Source organism: Nostoc sp. UCD121, assembly GCF_014222285.1.
Lineage (GTDB): Bacteria > Cyanobacteriota > Cyanobacteriia > Cyanobacteriales > Nostocaceae > Nostoc.
Genome location: NZ_JACKZS010000040.1, coordinates 1 through 17,333 on the forward strand (window position 1 = coordinate 1; position 17,333 = coordinate 17,333).

The 17,333-nt window shown below is 41.0% G+C and carries 17 protein-coding genes; 8 read left to right on the plus strand and 9 right to left on the minus strand.

Annotation, left to right across the window (positions count from 1 at the left end; translation table 11 throughout):
- The first annotated feature begins 76 nt into the window (after positions 1–76).
- Both GNF10_RS11230 and GNF10_RS11235 read left to right on the plus strand, forming a co-directional pair.
- Entirely contained in the window at positions 77–256 is a 180-nt protein-coding gene (locus GNF10_RS11230; protein ID WP_185580234.1) for a hypothetical protein, read from the plus strand.
- A 13-nt stretch (positions 257–269) separates the two neighbouring features.
- Positions 270–368, plus strand: coding sequence for a tetratricopeptide repeat protein (locus GNF10_RS11235; protein ID WP_260446250.1), 99 nt, complete (start codon positions 270–272; stop codon positions 366–368).
- Here the strand turns inward: GNF10_RS11235 and GNF10_RS11240 are convergent.
- The 5 genes from GNF10_RS11240 to GNF10_RS11260 all read right to left on the minus strand — a co-directional run bounded on the left by GNF10_RS11240 (position 365) and on the right by GNF10_RS11260 (position 4,192).
- Positions 365–787 carry a type II toxin-antitoxin system VapC family toxin gene (locus GNF10_RS11240; RefSeq protein ID WP_185593551.1) on the minus strand — a complete coding sequence of 141 codons (423 nt, stop codon included), beginning with the start codon at positions 785–787 and terminating at the stop codon, positions 365–367. The two genes, GNF10_RS11235 and GNF10_RS11240, sit on opposite strands and share 4 nt — an antisense overlap.
- Complete coding sequence (locus GNF10_RS11245; protein ID WP_185580544.1) at positions 784–1,062, minus strand: DUF2281 domain-containing protein; 279 nt, start codon at positions 1,060–1,062, stop codon at positions 784–786. The genes GNF10_RS11240 and GNF10_RS11245 overlap by 4 nt, the downstream gene beginning before the upstream one ends.
- Before the next feature lie 93 nt (positions 1,063–1,155).
- Positions 1,156–1,872, minus strand: coding sequence for a Uma2 family endonuclease (locus GNF10_RS11250; protein ID WP_185580545.1), 717 nt, complete (start codon positions 1,870–1,872; stop codon positions 1,156–1,158).
- A gap of 189 nt (positions 1,873–2,061) precedes the next feature.
- A complete protein-coding gene (locus GNF10_RS11255; RefSeq protein WP_185580546.1) occupies positions 2,062–2,904 on the minus strand; it encodes a tetratricopeptide repeat protein in 843 nt (280 codons plus the stop codon).
- A 367-nt stretch (positions 2,905–3,271) separates the two neighbouring features.
- Positions 3,272–4,192 carry a ribonuclease D gene (locus GNF10_RS11260; protein WP_185580547.1) on the minus strand — a complete coding sequence of 307 codons (921 nt, stop codon included), beginning with the start codon at positions 4,190–4,192 and terminating at the stop codon, positions 3,272–3,274.
- A gap of 467 nt (positions 4,193–4,659) precedes the next feature.
- Here GNF10_RS11260 and GNF10_RS11265 point away from each other — a divergent pair, with 467 nt between their 5' ends.
- The 3 genes from GNF10_RS11265 to GNF10_RS11275 all read left to right on the plus strand — a co-directional run bounded on the left by GNF10_RS11265 (position 4,660) and on the right by GNF10_RS11275 (position 10,151).
- Positions 4,660–5,118 (plus strand): BON domain-containing protein, encoded by a 459-nt coding sequence (locus tag GNF10_RS11265; RefSeq protein WP_185580548.1) that lies wholly within the window; start codon positions 4,660–4,662, stop codon positions 5,116–5,118.
- 307 nt (positions 5,119–5,425) lie between these two features.
- On the plus strand, positions 5,426–9,097 hold the full coding sequence (smc, locus tag GNF10_RS11270; RefSeq protein WP_185580549.1) for a chromosome segregation protein SMC: 3,672 nt from the start codon (positions 5,426–5,428) through the stop codon (positions 9,095–9,097).
- Positions 9,098–9,155: 58 nt separating this feature from the next.
- On the plus strand, positions 9,156–10,151 hold the full coding sequence (locus GNF10_RS11275) for a PRC-barrel domain-containing protein (protein ID WP_185580550.1): 996 nt from the start codon (positions 9,156–9,158) through the stop codon (positions 10,149–10,151).
- 321 nt (positions 10,152–10,472) lie between these two features.
- Here GNF10_RS11275 and GNF10_RS11280 read toward each other — a convergent pair whose 3' ends face one another.
- Together GNF10_RS11280 and GNF10_RS11285 are read right to left on the minus strand one after the other, a co-directional pair.
- A complete protein-coding gene (locus tag GNF10_RS11280) occupies positions 10,473–10,763 on the minus strand; it encodes a DUF5615 family PIN-like protein (protein WP_260446056.1) in 291 nt (96 codons plus the stop codon).
- A complete protein-coding gene (locus GNF10_RS11285; RefSeq protein ID WP_185580551.1) occupies positions 10,763–11,098 on the minus strand; it encodes a DUF433 domain-containing protein in 336 nt (111 codons plus the stop codon). The genes GNF10_RS11280 and GNF10_RS11285 overlap by 1 nt, the downstream gene beginning before the upstream one ends.
- Before the next feature lie 166 nt (positions 11,099–11,264).
- Between GNF10_RS11285 and GNF10_RS11290 the strand changes: the two genes are divergently transcribed.
- From GNF10_RS11290 to GNF10_RS11300, 3 genes are all read left to right on the plus strand, one after another.
- The gene (locus GNF10_RS11290) at positions 11,265–12,989 is read left to right on the plus strand and encodes an ABC transporter ATP-binding protein (protein ID WP_185580552.1); all 1,725 of its coding nucleotides are present in this window, start codon (positions 11,265–11,267) and stop codon (positions 12,987–12,989) included.
- Positions 12,970–13,167, plus strand: coding sequence for a hypothetical protein (locus GNF10_RS11295; protein ID WP_185580553.1), 198 nt, complete (start codon positions 12,970–12,972; stop codon positions 13,165–13,167). Before GNF10_RS11290 ends, GNF10_RS11295 begins: the two co-directional genes overlap by 20 nt.
- A 189-nt stretch (positions 13,168–13,356) precedes the next feature.
- On the plus strand, positions 13,357–13,995 hold the full coding sequence (locus GNF10_RS11300) for a histidine phosphatase family protein (RefSeq protein ID WP_185580554.1): 639 nt from the start codon (positions 13,357–13,359) through the stop codon (positions 13,993–13,995).
- Positions 13,996–14,242: 247 nt separating this feature from the next.
- Here the strand turns inward: GNF10_RS11300 and GNF10_RS11305 are convergent, their stop codons facing one another.
- Entirely contained in the window at positions 14,243–15,436 is a 1,194-nt protein-coding gene (locus GNF10_RS11305; protein WP_260445952.1) for a toll/interleukin-1 receptor domain-containing protein, read from the minus strand.
- Positions 15,437–15,844: 408 nt separating this feature from the next.
- Entirely contained in the window at positions 15,845–17,302 is a 1,458-nt protein-coding gene (locus tag GNF10_RS11310) for a YdiU family protein (protein WP_185585920.1), read from the minus strand.
- Between the last annotated feature and the right edge of the window lie 31 nt (positions 17,303–17,333).

Consider the following 17,333-nt stretch of genomic DNA (forward strand, 5'->3'; position numbering starts at 1 on the left):
AATCGACAGAGTATGACTTCATTTAAAAGTATTTATATTTTCATCTAGTGTACCTTGTAACAGACGGAAGTGCTGTATGAGAGGCAAAGCAAGTACCTTGGCTTCTTTAGGACAAATGTTAGTATATGAACTTGGTGATTATGAGCAAGGATTAGATTACTTACAGCAATCATTGAGTATATTACAGCATCTTCAATCTTGTGAAGCTGATACAGTCAGACAAATAATATTTAGCATCCAGAACTCAAATATTTAACTACGCGCCGACGTTGCACAATCTAGCGAGTATCTACGCCAACAAAGGAAAAGTGGATGAAGCGATCGCACTTTTCAAGAAGTCTTTGGAAATAAACAATGCGGTATCTTAATTAATGAACCAATTTTCTATGTTTATACCATCAAAATCTTGAAAATCTGCTACATTATTCGTTACTAAAATCAAGTTATTTGTAACTGCAATACTCGCAATTTGCCCATCAATAAATCCAGGATTTTTACCAATTTTTGATAATCTAGCTCTTTCCTGAGCATGATATTGTGCAGATTTTAAATCGTAATCAAATAAAGGGATTTCTGCTAAAATTACGTTGTTGATATAATCCTCTATATCTTGACGTTTTTTAGAAATAGGAAGACGGAAACAACCATATAACATTTCATGGATAACTAGGATAGCTGTGGCTATTTCTTGTCTATATAATCTTAGCTTTTCCATTACTTTCTCGTTGGGATTAGGTCGTTTAGCCTCCGACAAAATATTAGTATCTAGTAAATAATTTAGACTCATAAATTAACTTCTCTTCCTGGTGACTTATCCCGTAGATTTTCAAAAGTGTCATCATCAATACTTTCTAAATTAACCCTTTGTCTAAAGTTTTGTAAAGCTGACCAAAAATCAGTAATGTCTTTAGTTTCTCTTAACCTTTTTTGATGTTCAGATATAGAAAATGGTTTTATAACTGATAATTTATATTTGAGAAATTGAATAAAATCTAAAACTTCTTGCTGTTTATCTGGTGGTAATTCTCGGAATGTTTGTAGAACTGTTTGTTCAATAGTCATAGTTTTACCTCTGCTAGATGAGATATGATTACATTATAAGAAAATTGCTGTAATGAGGCTTTGATCTTCGTGGATAAGTCTTTGAACTCCATTTTAGATTAAATCAGGATCTATGCCGAGCGATCGCAACCGTTCTGCTAATAATTGAGTGCGTCGTTGGGCAAGTTGTGCTTCTTGTTTTGCTTGTTGAGCTTCTTGTTGAGCAAGTTTTTTGTCTTCTTCTGGTGTTAAAAACCGTTGTCCTTGCTGGTTATACCAATACATCCACTCGCGCGGAATGCCTAAATACGTTCCTCGTTCTATGCCAATTCCTAAACTAATCTCTGGTAGCCAAACAGGATTACCATCATGTAATTCATAAACATTGTTAACTAATTTGTAAACTTCTAAACGTGGCTTTCGGCGACGAAATGGGTTGTAAACTACATAATACAAAAATCCCAATCTTGCATACTCTGCTTTTTTAGTCGAGTACTCACCGCGATATGTCTTAGATACCACTTCCAGCGCTAATATCGGTAGTTTCTTCTCTTCCCAAAGCACGTAACTGGGGCGGAGGTTTTCATCATAAAATCGCTCAACGCCCAGACTCAAAAACCCATCTGGGACTATTGGCGGTAAGTCTGAGTCATAATAAATACCCATATCTACGCCAAAAAACCAATCCATACGTTCTGGCCAAGCCATTGCCAGAAGCGCTTTGAGTAAACCGGGAATCAAATCTTGTAATTCATTATCCACTGGCGTATCGTCAGAGTCTGGCAGTTCCTCTGATGAGGGCAAACAAGCTAATGGATCGTAATTTAGCATGATTGATTTCCCGTTCCTCAGTTATTAGTACATCTTTATTTTATAAATGAATCTTGATAGCAATTAAGGTGAGAGAATCAGGATGTATGCCAAGCGATCGCAACACGTTGTTTGTCTGGCTGGGGTTGTTGAGCTTATTTCATCTTTGCTTCTGGTGTTAAAAACCGACACCTCTCCCTACCCTTTTGCCTACTGTCTCAGTTCTTTGATGTTTTTCATCACTTGTTGATATAAGTCGTTGTTACCCTGACTTTGAAAAATGCTCGCTGCTTTTTCTAAATCCTTGAGTGCCCCCTGTCTATCTCCATTGGTGGCGCGGGCATTTCCTCGGTTATTGTAGGCAGGGGCAAAGTTAGGGTTGAGGCGAATGGCTTGATTGTAATCTGCGATCGCACCTTTTGGATCTCCATTGGCAGCACGAGCATTTCCTCGGTTATTATAAGCGATCGCATATCTGGGATTAAGGCGAATTGCTTGACTGAGATCGTCTATTGCCCCTTTTCTGTCTCCATTGGCGGCGCGGGCATTTCCCCGGTTGTTGTAGGCTTCGGCGTAGTTGGGATTAAGGCGAATCGCTTCACTGTAATCTTTAACTGCTTCTCTGTTACCTTCTAGTGAGGCGCGGGCATTGCCCAGGTTATTGTAAGCTTCAGCGTCGTTAGGGTTGATGCGGAGGGCTTGATTGTAATCTGCGATCGCTTTTTCTTTGTCTCCCAAATCAAAATAGGCTAATCCCCGGCCGTTGTAAGCTGCGCCATATTGAGAGTTTTGACTAATTGCCTTACTATAGGAAGCGATCGCAGCTTGTAAATCGCCGTTTAAATGCTGATTCTTGCCTTGAAGATAGAATTCCCCACCTCTGGATGCTGTAGCTGAACGACGGCTAGGTGTACTAACTCCTATTTCTGTCACCAAAACACTGTCATTCTTGCTACAAGAAACACTGCTAATTGCTGTCAATGTAGTAAAAATAGCTATAGTAAATACTTGATTTACCTTTGTTTGCTTTTGTCTAAATAAACGCCGTCTCATAATTTAATATAAACTGCCATAACACCTGAACGTAATTAGTACCAAAATCTAGATTTTAATTCTTTAACTCAATGGTTATTCTAACTTTGGATAGACGTTTCAAGTCAATTAACAAATTTACCAGATATTAAATATATTTATTTAATAGTTATATTAAGGGAAAAGCATGAATTGTAAAGTATAAAAATTGTCAATTCGGCTCTTTGTTATTGTCATCTCTCTACTTCTTGACAATGGATTCCTGAGCAGAAAGCTACTGTTACTCATGTTGTTTTAGATACTTTTTGGAAAAAATATATTTGAAATCTTAAGATTTGCTATAAACAATAACTCCATAAATTTTGACATTTGTAGCCTTATGGAAAATTTACTCATCTTCTGTTTCACTCTCTTGAGCTTTGGGAGTTAGCCGCCAAGAGGTAGTTTTTTCAATATCTACAGACAGTTGTTCTAGATTTGCCCCTAAATCTTTTTGGAGTTTCTGAGTTAGCGTGATAGGGAAATCTAAATCAATGTCTTGGGTTTGTGCTAGCCTGGCCAATTCTGAAAAAGTCGCTTTGACTGTAGTGCGATCGTAACTAGTCAGCTTATGATAAGAAGTTTCAGATATATTCTGAGCTTGCATCGCTTTTTTCATGCGTTCTTGCAAATGCTCAAATTCTGAATTCAACAACTTCCATTGTTGTTCAAGTTGCGAGTATCTAGTACTTAGTGAGATTAAATCTTCCGTTGCGGGTTCGGGGTTGGCTTTGGCTTGTAAACCTAATAAATTTGAGTGGATTTGAGCAAGATAAATACAATCTAGATAAGCATACTCTATCTGTTCTTCAGTCAGGGGGCGTTTTCCCCAATCGCTGGTTTGCTCTTGTTTATCGATATTGTTAAAGCTACAAAGTGCTGTAGCTATGGTTTTGAGTTGATAGTTAGGTAATGGCAAAATATGGTAGGGAATTTTTTTTGCCATTTCTAAAGTACAAGTAATATTTTTAGCTTTCTTGTTACCGAGAAATTTTAGATCGTAACTGGCATTGTGAAAAACTTTTTCAATGGCAGAATTTATCATAATTTTTTCAATAAATTCAGCTATGATATTAGGTTTATCTAGCACATCTAAAAGATAGACGCGATCGCCACTCATATCTTGAGGATTATCTAACACCTGAATCAGCGATAGTCTAGGATTACGACTTTTATAGTCAGCTACTTCTGTATCGATCCACAGTGTTTTGACATTGGTGTATTCAGCGACAATAGCACTAATTTCGCTGGCAGAAGTGAGGTAGGGCATTGGCTGATATTTCCTGAATATTTAGGGCGTTGCTAAGTAAGCCATAGTTTTCTAAAGTAACATTTTGTTGGTAATTTTGCTGGCACAGGATTGCAAAAATATGAAGTTTTGAGTTGCATAGGTATAGACATCGCCAAACTGACCCAAATCTGATAACATCGATTCACTAGTTTAAGGCTGCATAGTTTATCATTAAAAAAGCTCCTCAGCATCTACATTAAATTTATAGGAGCTACAGTCCGTATATACAGGTATCTTGGTTAGCAACCGGCAATAAAATTGAATTGGTGCTTCTCAAAAATGGCTGCAAAATCTTAGCCTAAACAAATCGTTCAAGTTTCAATTTCCAGTAACCTGAGTAATTGCTTGGACAATTTTGCTACTTCACATTTAATTGCTTTTTAACATCTGCTCCTCACCATGACACACAAATTAATTGCTTCCAGTAATCAATTCGGAGATAGATAATGAAAAAGCTAATTCTATTAATCGTTAGTAGCATTTTGGTAGTTGGTACTTTTGGCTGCCAAGAGGCTCCTAAAACTGTTTCGGAAACTCCTAGCACTACTAATGAAGCTGCTCAAGTACCAGCAAAACCTGCTTCACAGATAAATGAAGCTGCCAAAGTTCCAGGAATACAAACAACTCCTTTAGCAACTAGCACAGATACTAAAGTTAAAACCGGTTCTGAAAAAACGGCAGCAACAAAAGTTAAGAGCGACTTAAAAACTGAAGTTAGCGCCAAGTTGAACAAAGGCTTACCAGGCAATAAGTTACAGGTTGAAAACAAAGAGGGTGAAATTATCCTCAAAGGCACAGCGACTTCTGCTGAAGAACTCAAGAAAGCTGAAACTTTGGCTAAGGAAGTTCAAGGTGTGAAGACTGTGAAGGTGGAAGCAAAAGTTGAAGCTGTGAAAAAGCCATAAAAGAATAACTGAAATTCTCAGTTAACATCGGCATGAAAGCCAAACAGGGACTTACACAGATGTAAGTCCCTGTTTTTTATTTACTCATGTCAAGCAAGTTTGTAGAGAAGACTAAATTCCTTGGAATATTGTGCTTTTCTTTGAAATAAGATTTTCCTTACCCTTTCTGCGTTCTTTGCGCCTCTGTGGTAGCCTTGCAACAAGCTGTTACGCGTCTACGATAATCCTGAATTCTCTCCCCTACCCTCTTGCGAATTTTTAATTAGTTGATACACTTGTTCTTCATTAGCCCAGTTAACCAGCGCCTATGGTTCATATCAAGCGCGTGGAACTTACCAACTTCAAATCCTTCGGCGGTACTACTTCAGTCCCTTTGCTGCCGGGGTGTACTGTCATATCTGGGCCAAATGGTTCGGGTAAATCTAATATTCTAGATGCACTGCTATTTTGCCTCGGACTCTCCAGTTCTAAGGGAATGCGAGCCGAACGCTTACCAGATTTGGTAAATAACACCCAAACGTCTAAAGGACGCGCTTCTATTGAAGCTAGCGTCACTGTAACGTTTGATTTGTCAGATGAAATCTCACACAAAGATACAAAGGCGCAAAGGGAGGAAGTAGAAGAAGCAGGGGATACAGGGGATGTAGGGGAAGCGGAGGAAGAACCAAAATCCAAAATCGTTCGACTGAGCGAAGCCGAAGTCCAAAAGCCAAAATCGGCAGAGTGGAGTGTTACTAGAAGGCTGCGAGTCACCCACCAAGGAAGTTACACGTCGAATTACTATATCAATGGTGAAGCTTGCACGTTGACAGAGTTGCATCAGCAACTAAGTAACCTGCGGGTTTATCCTGAAGGCTACAACGTGGTGCTACAAGGGGATGTCACCAGCATTATCTCGATGAATGCGCGGGAACGGCGGGAAATTATTGATGAATTGGCTGGGGTGGCGGCGTTCGATCGCAAAATCATTCAAGCCAAATCAACTTTAGATGAGGTAAAGGAAAAGGAAGATAGCTGTCGGATTATCGAGACAGAATTAACTGCACAACGCGATCGCCTTTCTCAAGATCGTGCTAAAGCTGAGAGATATCAGAAACTCCGCACAGAATTTCTGGCGAAACAATCTTGGGAAGCAGTTTTATCATGGCGATCGCTACAAGCACAACAAGAAAAGTTAGTTCACGAAATTCAAACAGGCGATCGCAATTCTACTGAACTCTCAACCCAACTCACAAATCTAAATTCCGAAATCGTCCAAAAAACGGCTGAACTTGAACAACTCAATGCCCACGTCAAAGCATTGGGAGAAGATGAACTTTTGGCGGTACAATCTACCCTCGCCACCCAAGAAGCAGAACGAAAACAACTCCAGCGTCAGCTAACGGAATTAGAAACGGCTTCCCAAGAAACTGCTAAACGTCTGACTCAAACTCAGCAAGAAATTCAAAAACACCGTCATTCCCTAGAAGAAATTGCCGAAACCCAAATTGTAGAGACGCGATTCATCGCGTCTTCCCAACAACAAAGAAACGAAGCCCACCAAGCCTTAGAAACCTCCCGCGAAGCCGCCGCCGAAATCGCCTCAGCTTCCGAAGCCTGGGTGCAGCAACAAACGGCATTCAACCGTCAAATTGAAACTCTGCTGCAAACTCTAGAACCGCAACGCACAGAAAAAGCACAACTCACAGAACGCAATAATCAGTTACAGCAATTAATTTCCGAGCAAACCCAGTTAATTGAACGCGACGAACCCCTGTTAGCCCAAAAACAAACTCAATGTAGTCAAATTGAAACAGAATTTAACGCCTCTAGCGAACCCATCCAAAATTTAGCTCAAAATCTCTCAGCTACAGAACAAGAATTGCAAATCCAACAGGAAACCCAAAAGCGGTTACTTTTTGAACAACGAGAAAAACAACGCCAGCTGGATAAAATAGAGGCGCAAACTCAAGCACAGCAAGAAGTCCAAGGAACCCAAGCGAGTAAAGTTATTTTACAATCGGGAATGCCTGGACTTTGTGGCTTAGTTGTGCAGTTAGGAAAGGTAGAACCCCGCCATCAGCTAGCTTTAGAAATGGCTGCCGGTGGACGCTTGGGACATATTGTGGTGGAAGATGATGGTGTAGCCGCAGCCGGGATTGAATTGCTCAAACAGAAGCGTGCCGGGAGAGCGACTTTTTTACCACTAAATAAAATTCATGCTCCGAAATTTACTCAAGATGCAACGCTGCGTTTTGCTAGCGGCTTCGTTAATTATGCTGTGAACTTAGTCGATTGCGATCGCCGTTACAAAGATGTATTTAGCTATGTTTTCGGTAACACGGTAGTATTTGCCAGCCTTGAGGCGGCGCGGAAAAATTTAGGTTTATATCGCATCGTCACCTTAGACGGGGAGTTGTTAGAAACTAGCGGTGCAATGACTGGTGGTAGTAACAGCAATCGTTCAGCGTTGCGGTTTGGTACGGGTGAAGCGGCAGAATCTGATGAAGCGATCGCTTTGAGAAGTCGTTTGGTGGATATTGAGCGAGTTTTAGAGCGTTGTACTGAAGCGATCGCAACTTTATCAGCCAGAGCCAAAAAACTCACCCAAGAACTCGCAGAAGCGCGTCAAGCACGGCGCGAACAGCAGTTGCAATTGGAACAGTTGCAAAAAGATATTAAGAATTTAACAACACAATTAGAGGGGACGCGATCGCAACTCGCCCAAAACAGCGAAAAGTTAGCTATTGCTCAATCTCGATTAGAAATTTTAGACCGGGAATTACCGGGACAAGAAACTCAGTTGCAACAATTGCGACACGCTTTGGCAGAGTTAGAAGCATCCCAAACCCCCAGTGAATGGCAACAAATCCAGGCAACCATTAAAATTCAAGAGCAACAATTGCAACAACGTGAAACAGCGTTACGGGAAGCTGAACAAAGATTAAAAAATTTAGAAAATCAGCAACAGCGTTTGCAAGAAAAAATCCAAGAAGGGGAAACACGAATTACAGAATATGAAACCCAACAAATCTCTTGTAAAGACGCGATTCATCACGTCTCCACACAAATCACAACCATAAACGAGCAAATCACCCAAACCCGTTTATCGTTGAGTCAAATGGAGCAGAATTTGGGTGAAGAGAAACAAAAACGCGACGCTACAGAATTGGAAGTGCGATCGCACCTTTTACGCCAACAACAATTGCAATGGGAAATCGAAAAACTCAAAGAAACCCAAGAGAAACGGCGAGAGGAACTAATTGCACTGCAAAGCCAGTTGCGGGATATGGGAGCAGAATTACCAAATCCTTTGCCGGAAGTTCCAGATAAAGTAGATTTGGAAGAATTGCAGAAAGAATTGCGATCGCTTACCAAACGTTTACAAGCGATGGAACCGGTTAATATGCTGGCGTTGGAAGAATACGAACGCACTCAAAACCGCCTCCAAGAACTCACGCAAAAATTAGAGACACTAGAAGGTGAACGCACCGAACTACTTTTGAGGATTGAAAACTTTACCACATTGCGGCAACTTGCCTTTAAAGAAGCGTTCGATGCCGTCAACGAAAACTTTCAATCGATTTTTGCCATTCTTTCAGACGGCGACGGCTTTTTACAACTCGAAAATCCCGAAGATCCCTTTAGCAGTGGGTTAAATTTAGTCGCTCACCCCAAAGGCAAACCCGTACAGCGCCTAGCTTCCATGTCTGGGGGAGAAAAATCACTTACAGCCTTGAGCTTTATCTTTGCCCTCCAACGCTACCGTCCATCGCCCTTTTACGCCTTTGATGAAGTGGATATGTTCTTAGATGGAGCAAACGTAGAACGATTAGCTAGAATGATTAAGCAACAGTCACAACAAGCGCAATTTATAGTTGTGAGTTTGCGTCGTCCGATGATAGAATCAGCCGAACGCACAATTGGCGTTACTCAAGCACGAGGAGCCTACACTCAAGTTTTGGGGATTAAATTACAATCATCCAATACATCTGCTTGAGTTTTTGTTAATAATAGTGTATAGACAAACCGGATTCGAGATCAGGACTCGGTATAGAATGACCTCCGAACAGATAATTAGACGTTCCGATATATTAAACACTCAGGTGATTACCCGCGACAACGGCAAGCGGCTAGGCATCATCAGTCAAGTCTGGGTTGATATTGATCAAAGAGAGGTTGTGGCTCTTGGTTTGCGAGACAGCCTGATCTCCATTTCGGGCATACCGCGCTATATGTACCTCAACAATATCAGCCAAATTGGTGATGTCATCCTGGTTGATAACGAAGATGTCATTGAAGATATTGAAGTTGAATCTCTCAGTAATCTAATTAGCTGGGAAGTAATTACAGAAACAGGTGAAGTACTAGGCAAAGTTCGGGGCTTTAAATTCAACGGCGAAACAGGGAAGCTTAACTCCATAGTCATCGCTTCTTTAGGAATCCCCCAAATTCCCGACCAATTTTTGAGTACTTACGAGTTCTCAGTAGATGAAATTGTCAGTACTGGCCCCAATCGGTTGATTGTGTTTGAGGGAGCCGAAGAACGGGTGAATCAGTTGACAACTGGTTTACTAGAGCGTTTAGGTATCGGCAAAGCGCCGTGGGAGAGGGATGCAGAAGAAGAATACGGCTATACTCCACCACGCCAAGTTGCACCAGGTAATCAACTGCCCAGTGGAGTGCCATTGCAGCCACCTAAACAGAGAGTTCGCGCCCCCGAACCCGTAGCGCGGGAAGAAGAATGGAATGAAGACTATGTGGAAGAAGAAAGACCACAGCGTCAGGTAATGAAGGCGCGGCAGTATGAATCTATTCAATACGAAGAAGACGAGGAAGAAGATAACTGGAGTGAAGCAACAGGCAACGACAGGTATCAACAACCGCAGCCACTAAAGTATGAAGCCAAGCCCTACAGCAAGCCTTATGTTGACGAATACGATGATTATGATGATGTAGACGGCGATGCTTGGGAAGATGAGCCAAAGCCTGTGAATATTCCTAAAAAAGTCAAAGAAAGGCAGCCAGAATACGAAGAAGAAGGCGGATATTAAATAATTCGTAATTCGTAATTCGTAATTCGTAATTTTCCAGTTCAATTACGAATTATTTCTCAGATAAGTTTAGCCCTCTCCTTGCAACTAAGGAGGGGGCTAATTTTTTAGGATAAGTGAGGGATGAAAGCAATACGTTGGTTCGGTTAAGGTTTTTTGATGAAAATTCTAGATCACAAAAATGCGATAAATCGACGTCTCTACAATAATCAGTCCTTTGTAGAGACGGCGATTCATCGCGTCTATTGGCTTAGAGGTAGATATTCAATTCGATCCTGGTATTCATCCTCAAACGAAGCTTGCACAATGATGATTAATTTTTCAACAGTTTGTCCAATGCTTTGGTTTGCATCGATGGTGAATATTCCAGGAATATGGCGGGCGACCTGAAGCTAAATGGTCAGCCAAATGTCTAGGCATCGACTTACGGTTATTTATCACCAAAATAAATCCATCGGTTTCGCACCAAATCAAAATCTCTGGATCTGGAGTACCCTTGGGTGGCACATTTAAATCCCCAATGATTCGAACAACCAATTCAGGGTTGCGCCGCACAAGTTGAGAACGATATGTAGGACTCAAATGTTCATCCAACAGATACCGAATTGCCATTAGCTTTCCTGTAACTGCTTTGGAGCGTTTTCTTTCTGCATCTGCCGAAACCTCATCCTGGCAGGAGATGGATTTCGCTGTTGTTCTTCGCGCATGGTTCGGGAAAATTCCAACCAATCTATCAGATACGCATCAACCTCTGAGCGATGATGCAAGTAATACAAAATCGTGGCGTAAACCTGTTCTAACGTCACCGTATGAAATTGTTCGGCAATTTCTTCTGGTGTTTTAGAGCGATAGATATACTCGTAAAGAATGCTCTCAATCCCAATACGGGTTCCTTTGAGTCGGATGTAATCTGGTGCAAGGGCGTTGAAATACTCTTCCAGGTTCATAAAGCAATACCCCTCAAATTAACATTCCACTTTAATCATAAAAGAACACCGGGAAACTCTATGATCAACCCTAAAACAGTTTGTAACTAATTAGTGAACTGTTCAGAAACTCACCAAAAACTGCTAGCGTCAAACAAAGGAAAAATATCGTTGTGGACTTTCGAGCTTGAAAACGCGTTCTAATTACTGGCAACTACTGCCTTATATCCGCCTCCAGTGGAAAACGATCGCCAAGGGACTTATTGGGATCTTGGGATACGTGCTAGCGACATTAGTGTTGATAAATCTTGCCGGTAAATTGGCAATTCCCTTTGCCCAAGGTAATGTAGTAGCGATCGCTCAAATAACTGGCAGTTGTGCCTTAGTCTTTCTTGTCAGAGGCTTGTTTCAGTCTATACAAGATATGTACATGGCGAAAGCTTCTTTGAGAGTTGCTTTTTATCTTCGCCAGCAAGTCTACGCCCATCTGCAAAAGCTAAATCTCAGCTATTTTGAAACCGCAAAAGCAGGTGATTTATCTTACCGCCTCACGGAAGATGTTGACCGGGTTGGCGAAGTAGTAAATAAAGGATTTCACGACTTTATCCCCTGTATTTTGCAGTTGTTGGCAATTCCGATTTACATGATTTATCTGAATTGGCAACTGACACTAGCAACAGTGATAGTCGCGCCATTGATGGGTATTTTGGTTGGCTGGTTTGGTGAACGGTTACGCAAGTATTCCTTAAAAAGTCAAAATCGCGTGTCGGGTTTATCAGCCATCCTCGCGGAAGTTTTCAACGGTATTCGTTTAGTACAGGCTTTTGCTGCCGAAAATTACGAAATCGCCCGCTTTGGCCATGAAGCAGAACGCAGTCTCAAAGCCAAATACTCAGCCGAACGCCTGAAAGCGATTCAGATTCCCATTGTGGGATTTTTGGAAGCTTTAAGTGCGTTATCGTTACTGATTGTGGGAGCGTGGCAAATTTCCCAAAATAACTTAACAGTGGCGAATTTTTTCAGCTATCTGGCGGCGGCGGCGCTGTTAATTGATCCCATTGGTCATACTACTAACAACTACAACGAATTTAAGCAGGGTGAAGCATCTGTTGACCGGGTTTTTGAATTGATGGCAATTCAGCCAACGGTGATCGAAAAGATCAATGCGATCACTCTGGCTCCAGTCAAGGGCAAAATAGAATATCGTCATATTTCCTTTGCCTATAAGCCAGGTGAACCCGTATTGAAAGATATCAGTTTATTGGTATCACCAGGTGAAGCGATCGCACTTGTGGGTGCTTCGGGCGCTGGTAAAACCACATTTGTCAATCTCCTCCCCCGTTTTTACGACCCGGAAGTTGGGCAAATATTCATTGACGATGTTGATATTCGGGATGTGAAGCTGCATAGTCTGCGGCGACAAATTGGGATTGTTCCGCAAGAAACCATCATGTTTTCCGGGACAATTGCCCAAAATATCGCCTTTGGACAAGATGTTTTTGACATGGAAGCAGTTAAAGAGGCGGCGAAAATTGCTAATGCTCATCAGTTCATTAGCCAACTACCAGAGGGTTATCAGACCTGGGTGGGTGAACGTGGGGTAAACTTATCAGGAGGACAAAGACAAAGAATTGCGATCGCTCGTGCGGTTCTCCTTAATCCCCAAATCTTGATTCTTGATGAAGCGACATCAGCATTAGACTCTGAATCAGAAGCACTGGTACAGGAAGCGCTAGAAAGGCTGATGCAAAAACGCACAGTATTTATCATTGCTCACCGCTTATCAACCGTGAGACGGTGCGATCGTATTTTAGTTCTCGAACAGGGACAAATTGTTGAATCAGGAACCCATGAAGAATTATTAGCCCTAGAGCATCGCTACGCGCGGTTTTATGCCCAGCAATTTAGTTAGCAGTGGAGAAGACACAGAAGGTTATGGACTTCCAAATAAAAAATTACTCAAAAAACTCTCTTCTCCTCATTCCTCTGTGTCGCGCCAGTCGCTACAACGGGGGGAACCCCCGCAACGCGCTGGCTTCTGTGTGTCTCTGTGGTATCCTGCGGCAAGCCGTTCGCGTAGCGTCTCGTAGAGAAGCGTCTACGTTTATTTAGGTAATCTATTTCTTGGAAGCCCCTTAAAGAAAAGTAGAACTTTTCAAAAGTTTGTGTTTGATTGACTTTTTTGGTTGATTACTTTGTCCTGGTGTCACATAATCGATTACGAGATTGATGGTAGTTTATTTTTGCACCAACTCCTTTATCCAATAGCGATACAAGCTATGACACTCAATTTATATTTCCTGCGACATGGAGAAACTACTTTTAGTCAAAGTGGTAATTTCTGCGGTGAAACTGATGCGGAGTTGACAACAGAGGGGATGCAGATGGCATCCGGTTTTGCCGATGTTTATCAACAATTGAAGTGGGAAGCGGTCTATGTTAGCCCAATGAAGCGCACAATTGCAACTGCCAAGCCATTTTGTGATGCTATCGGTATGGATATGCAATTGCGTGACGGACTTAGAGAAGGTAGTTACGGCGAATGGGAAAGGAAGAGTAAACCATTTGCCCAAGAGAATTACGCAGAAAACTATGTAAAATGGTTGACAGAACCCGCTTGGAATGCGCCACTAGGTGGAGAAACTGCGGTAGATATTGCTAACCGTTCTATGCCTGTAATTGCTGAAATTCAAGAAAAACATCACCAAGGTAATGTTTTAGTAGTTTCCCATAAAGCCACGATTCGGATTATGCTTTGCAGTTTGCTGGGAATTGATTTGGGACGCTATCGCTATCGGGTGAATATTTTGGTCGCGTCCGTAAGTATGGTTAAATTTGACGTTAATGGCCCTTTGTTAGAAATATTAGGCGATCGTCATCATATACCCGATCATATTCGCTCTCGTCCGGGAACATAAACCTCGTCTACCTTGAGAACCGTAGTTTTGTAGGTTGGGTGCAGCGTTAGCGTAACCCAACATAAAATTTGGTGGTAATGTTGGGTTGCGTTTCACTCCACCCAACCTACATAAATATATCTTTTAAAAAACTCTAGGTTTCAAGATAGATGAGGTTTAATTAGCAAAAAGTTTTGTTATGAGTGGGATGCAAGCCGAGTTTGACATGACTTGCCAAGAAGGGATAGCAGCCTTTCAAAATACCAAATTAGATGAGTTGACCCTGGGTATTTAGCATAGTTTTTGCAAAAATAATTTCGTTAACTATATCCATAACATCATTCACTACATCTTCTGCTGTTGAAGGGTCATTGATATATTGATTCAGTGACTTAAATTTTTCCGGTGAAATATTTCCCATTAATTTACTATCCCAATTTTCCAGCATTTCGTCGAACACTTTTTTGGCATCGCCATTAGTACATACAATAGGAATTACTGGAATTTTTTCTTGTTTAGCATATAGATAAGTTTCATAAGTTCCACCAACGCCTCCCACAAGAATCACCAAATCTGAATGTCGCAAACAATCGAGCCACTCATTAATACCTGACTCGGTGTATTCGACTTTTCCACCCTTAAATACAGGTTGTTTGCCTCGCGGAACAACGTGAGTTAACTTATCGGTTAGGCGGATATCTTTTTGCGCGATTTTTTCGGCAAACTTATCAGCGACAACATAATCTACTCCCTCCCATCCACCTGTTATCAAGTTATAGTTATATTCTGCTATTCTTTCACCAAGTTTTTGAGCGCACCAATTGATTTCATTAGGAATCTCAAAAAATCCTGTTCCTGCAACTAAAATACTCTTTTTGCTTCTGAGTTTAACAGCATCATTTTTAATAGCATCAGTAAGCTGATTGATAAATACATTAAAGTTGTGAGACGGATCAATGCTTAATTTATCCGAGATAAAAAACATGAATTCATCAATCTTCTGGGAAATTTCCATAATTTTTTCAGCAACATTATACATTGCAGAATCTTCATGAGCAGATAATTCTGAACCCATAAGTTGTTTTATTGTTTCACTCTGTTGCTTCCAATATTTTATATACTCAGTCTTACCTTCTTTGGTATAAACATTAGCATCCTGTAAAACTACAGGAAAAACTTTTTGTTCATAATCCTTGCGTTTCATGATTTCAACAGCTTCAAACATACAGTATTCCGAGCGCAAATATTTGTCGCTGACAACGACAATTACATAGTTTCCTCGCCCGATTTCCTGCATGAAGTCGTGTATACTCTTACCTAGCGTTAAATAGTTGCGATCGCGAATTAAGTTGTAATGTTCCGAAATAAGTGCGGTGCAAATTTTATCGACTAATTCTTCACGTTGACTACCTAATTCACTCTTGTTATCTTTCCATGCATAAGATATGTATATCTGATTCATTTTTTTAAAATTTTCTGAGATGCGATAGAGAAATTTGGAACCAATAGGTGAATAAAATTCGTTGCTACATAAACTATATCCATCTACGTGGACTGAAAAAATAACCCACGCAGGCAAAAATAATTCTGAGGTAGATTTTAGAGCATCAGAACTTTGGAGTTTAGTCTGTGTAGCCGTGATTTATAATCACCAAGGCTGAATAAAATTTTACTTTTATATTTGATGACTGACCTACGTATTTTCTCGCAATTCAATTCAACTCGGATTTCTATATCTATTCAATTCAGTTAAAAATTTTATAGAGACGTTGCATTGCAACGTCTCTTATGAGATTATTCGTCGTGTAAATTACACCAGATATAATCTCAATAAGCTGTCTAAATTAAAAAGAAAATAGGTATGATTTTACTATTTTCTAGACTGAATCGCTTGGATTAGCTCATAAAAAGGTTGCCAATTATCTTCTTGAGCAATTGCTTCCCAAATAGACTCAATCACAGGTCTTAATAGTGCCGTTTTAGGATTATGAACAGCTAGTGTTTGGGCAATTACATTGGTGCGGTCGCTATCAAAATCATTCAAGATTTTATGGTATAGTATGCACCAATCATCAAAAATCCCCGACGCACCCGGTACTGGCACAATATCCGAATTATTCATCACAAAACCTGGCTCATCTCGCCATTTTGATGAAAAAGTCCGAGCCATCTCATAAAAAAACTGGTGATAACCAACTTGGCTATCTTTCAAGAATTCAACCGTTAGATTCAACAGTTCCGCAGCTTGTGGGTGTGACAGTTCCACAAAACCTAACTTTCTCAACATCAAAGAGCTGTATTCAGCTTGATAATATTCATCAAACCTTTCTAATGCAGCTTCCATTTCTTCTTTATCAAGAATCGCCTTTAAAGGTTCTTGGAGCATTTGTAAATTCAACTTACAAATACTTGGTTGATTACCGTAACAATAGCGTCCATAATAATCAAAATATGCAGCTATAAAGGATGGGTTATAAGTTGGGATGAACGCATAAGGCCCATAGTCAAAACTCTCTCCAGTAATCGACATATTGTCAGTATTCAGAACTGCATGACAAAAGCCAGCCGCCATCCACTGCGCTACTAGTTCTGCAACTCGTTTCACTAATTCTGCATAAAACAAGACATATTTATCTTGTTCAGTGCTTAAGTGTCGATAATATTGCTCAATTACATGGTCTAATAGCTTCTTAGTTAAATCTGGACGCTGAAAATAGTGCAGTCGCTCAAAAGTGCCAAACCGAATATGAGAACTGCTCATTCTAATCATCACAGATGAGCGGGTAGGTGAAGGTTCATCGCCCCGCCAGAGGGGTAAACCTGTTTCAATCATGCTCAAACAGCGCGAGGTACGTACACCCAAGTGGTGTAGTGCTTCCGCAGCTAGAACTTCCCGCACCCCGCCTTTGAGCGTGAGCATACCATCGCCTCCACGGGAGTAGGGCGTTCTCCCAGAGCCTTTTGTGCCAAAATCGTACAATTCGCCATCAGTGGCCCGTACTTGCCCATAGAGAAAGCCTCTACCATCACCCAACTGTCTGTTATATTCACCAAATTGATAGCCGTGGTAACGTAGTGCTAACAAGGGTTTGCGCCCCTGAAACTGGCCAAAAGCTGTGATAAAATCTTCATCTTTGACTACTTGAGGGTCTAGACCCAAACGAGGTAGTAGTGCATCGTTACGCCAACGCAAGAGGTGTTGGGGGAATTCCTCTGCTGCAACCTCATCGTAGTAGTCATCGCCTAGAGATTCTAAAGCGCTTTCGTAGTTGAGGGAGAGAAAAGGATTGCTAGAATTTTTGTAGTTTGGGGTTTCAGCCAGAGTCATTACGAGCAAAGCTTAATTCATTCTTCCCTTA

What these genes read in the sequence shown, in the direction of transcription:
- GNF10_RS11285 (WP_185580551.1), bottom strand. Translation starts at nt 11,098, where the DNA reads ATGAACCTGGAAGAGTATTTCAACGCCCTTGCACCAGATTACATCCGA.
- GNF10_RS11250 (WP_185580545.1), bottom strand. Translation starts at nt 1,872, where the DNA reads ATGCTAAATTACGATCCATTAGCTTGTTTGCCCTCATCAGAGGAACTG.
- GNF10_RS11245 (WP_185580544.1), bottom strand. Translation starts at nt 1,062, where the DNA reads ATGACTATTGAACAAACAGTTCTACAAACATTCCGAGAATTACCACCA.
- GNF10_RS11255 (WP_185580546.1), bottom strand. Translation starts at nt 2,904, where the DNA reads ATGAGACGGCGTTTATTTAGACAAAAGCAAACAAAGGTAAATCAAGTA.
- GNF10_RS11300 (WP_185580554.1), top strand. Translation starts at nt 13,357, where the DNA reads ATGACACTCAATTTATATTTCCTGCGACATGGAGAAACTACTTTTAGT.
- GNF10_RS11230 (WP_185580234.1), top strand. Translation starts at nt 77, where the DNA reads ATGAGAGGCAAAGCAAGTACCTTGGCTTCTTTAGGACAAATGTTAGTA.
- GNF10_RS11240 (WP_185593551.1), bottom strand. Translation starts at nt 787, where the DNA reads ATGAGTCTAAATTATTTACTAGATACTAATATTTTGTCGGAGGCTAAA.
- GNF10_RS11305 (WP_260445952.1), bottom strand. Translation starts at nt 15,436, where the DNA reads ATGAATCAGATATACATATCTTATGCATGGAAAGATAACAAGAGTGAA.
- GNF10_RS11275 (WP_185580550.1), top strand. Translation starts at nt 9,156, where the DNA reads ATGACCTCCGAACAGATAATTAGACGTTCCGATATATTAAACACTCAG.
- GNF10_RS11260 (WP_185580547.1), bottom strand. Translation starts at nt 4,192, where the DNA reads ATGCCCTACCTCACTTCTGCCAGCGAAATTAGTGCTATTGTCGCTGAA.
- smc (WP_185580549.1), top strand. Translation starts at nt 5,426, where the DNA reads ATGGTTCATATCAAGCGCGTGGAACTTACCAACTTCAAATCCTTCGGC.
- GNF10_RS11295 (WP_185580553.1), top strand. Translation starts at nt 12,970, where the DNA reads ATGCCCAGCAATTTAGTTAGCAGTGGAGAAGACACAGAAGGTTATGGA.
- GNF10_RS11280 (WP_260446056.1), bottom strand. Translation starts at nt 10,763, where the DNA reads ATGGCAATTCGGTATCTGTTGGATGAACATTTGAGTCCTACATATCGT.
- GNF10_RS11265 (WP_185580548.1), top strand. Translation starts at nt 4,660, where the DNA reads ATGAAAAAGCTAATTCTATTAATCGTTAGTAGCATTTTGGTAGTTGGT.
- GNF10_RS11310 (WP_185585920.1), bottom strand. Translation starts at nt 17,302, where the DNA reads ATGACTCTGGCTGAAACCCCAAACTACAAAAATTCTAGCAATCCTTTT.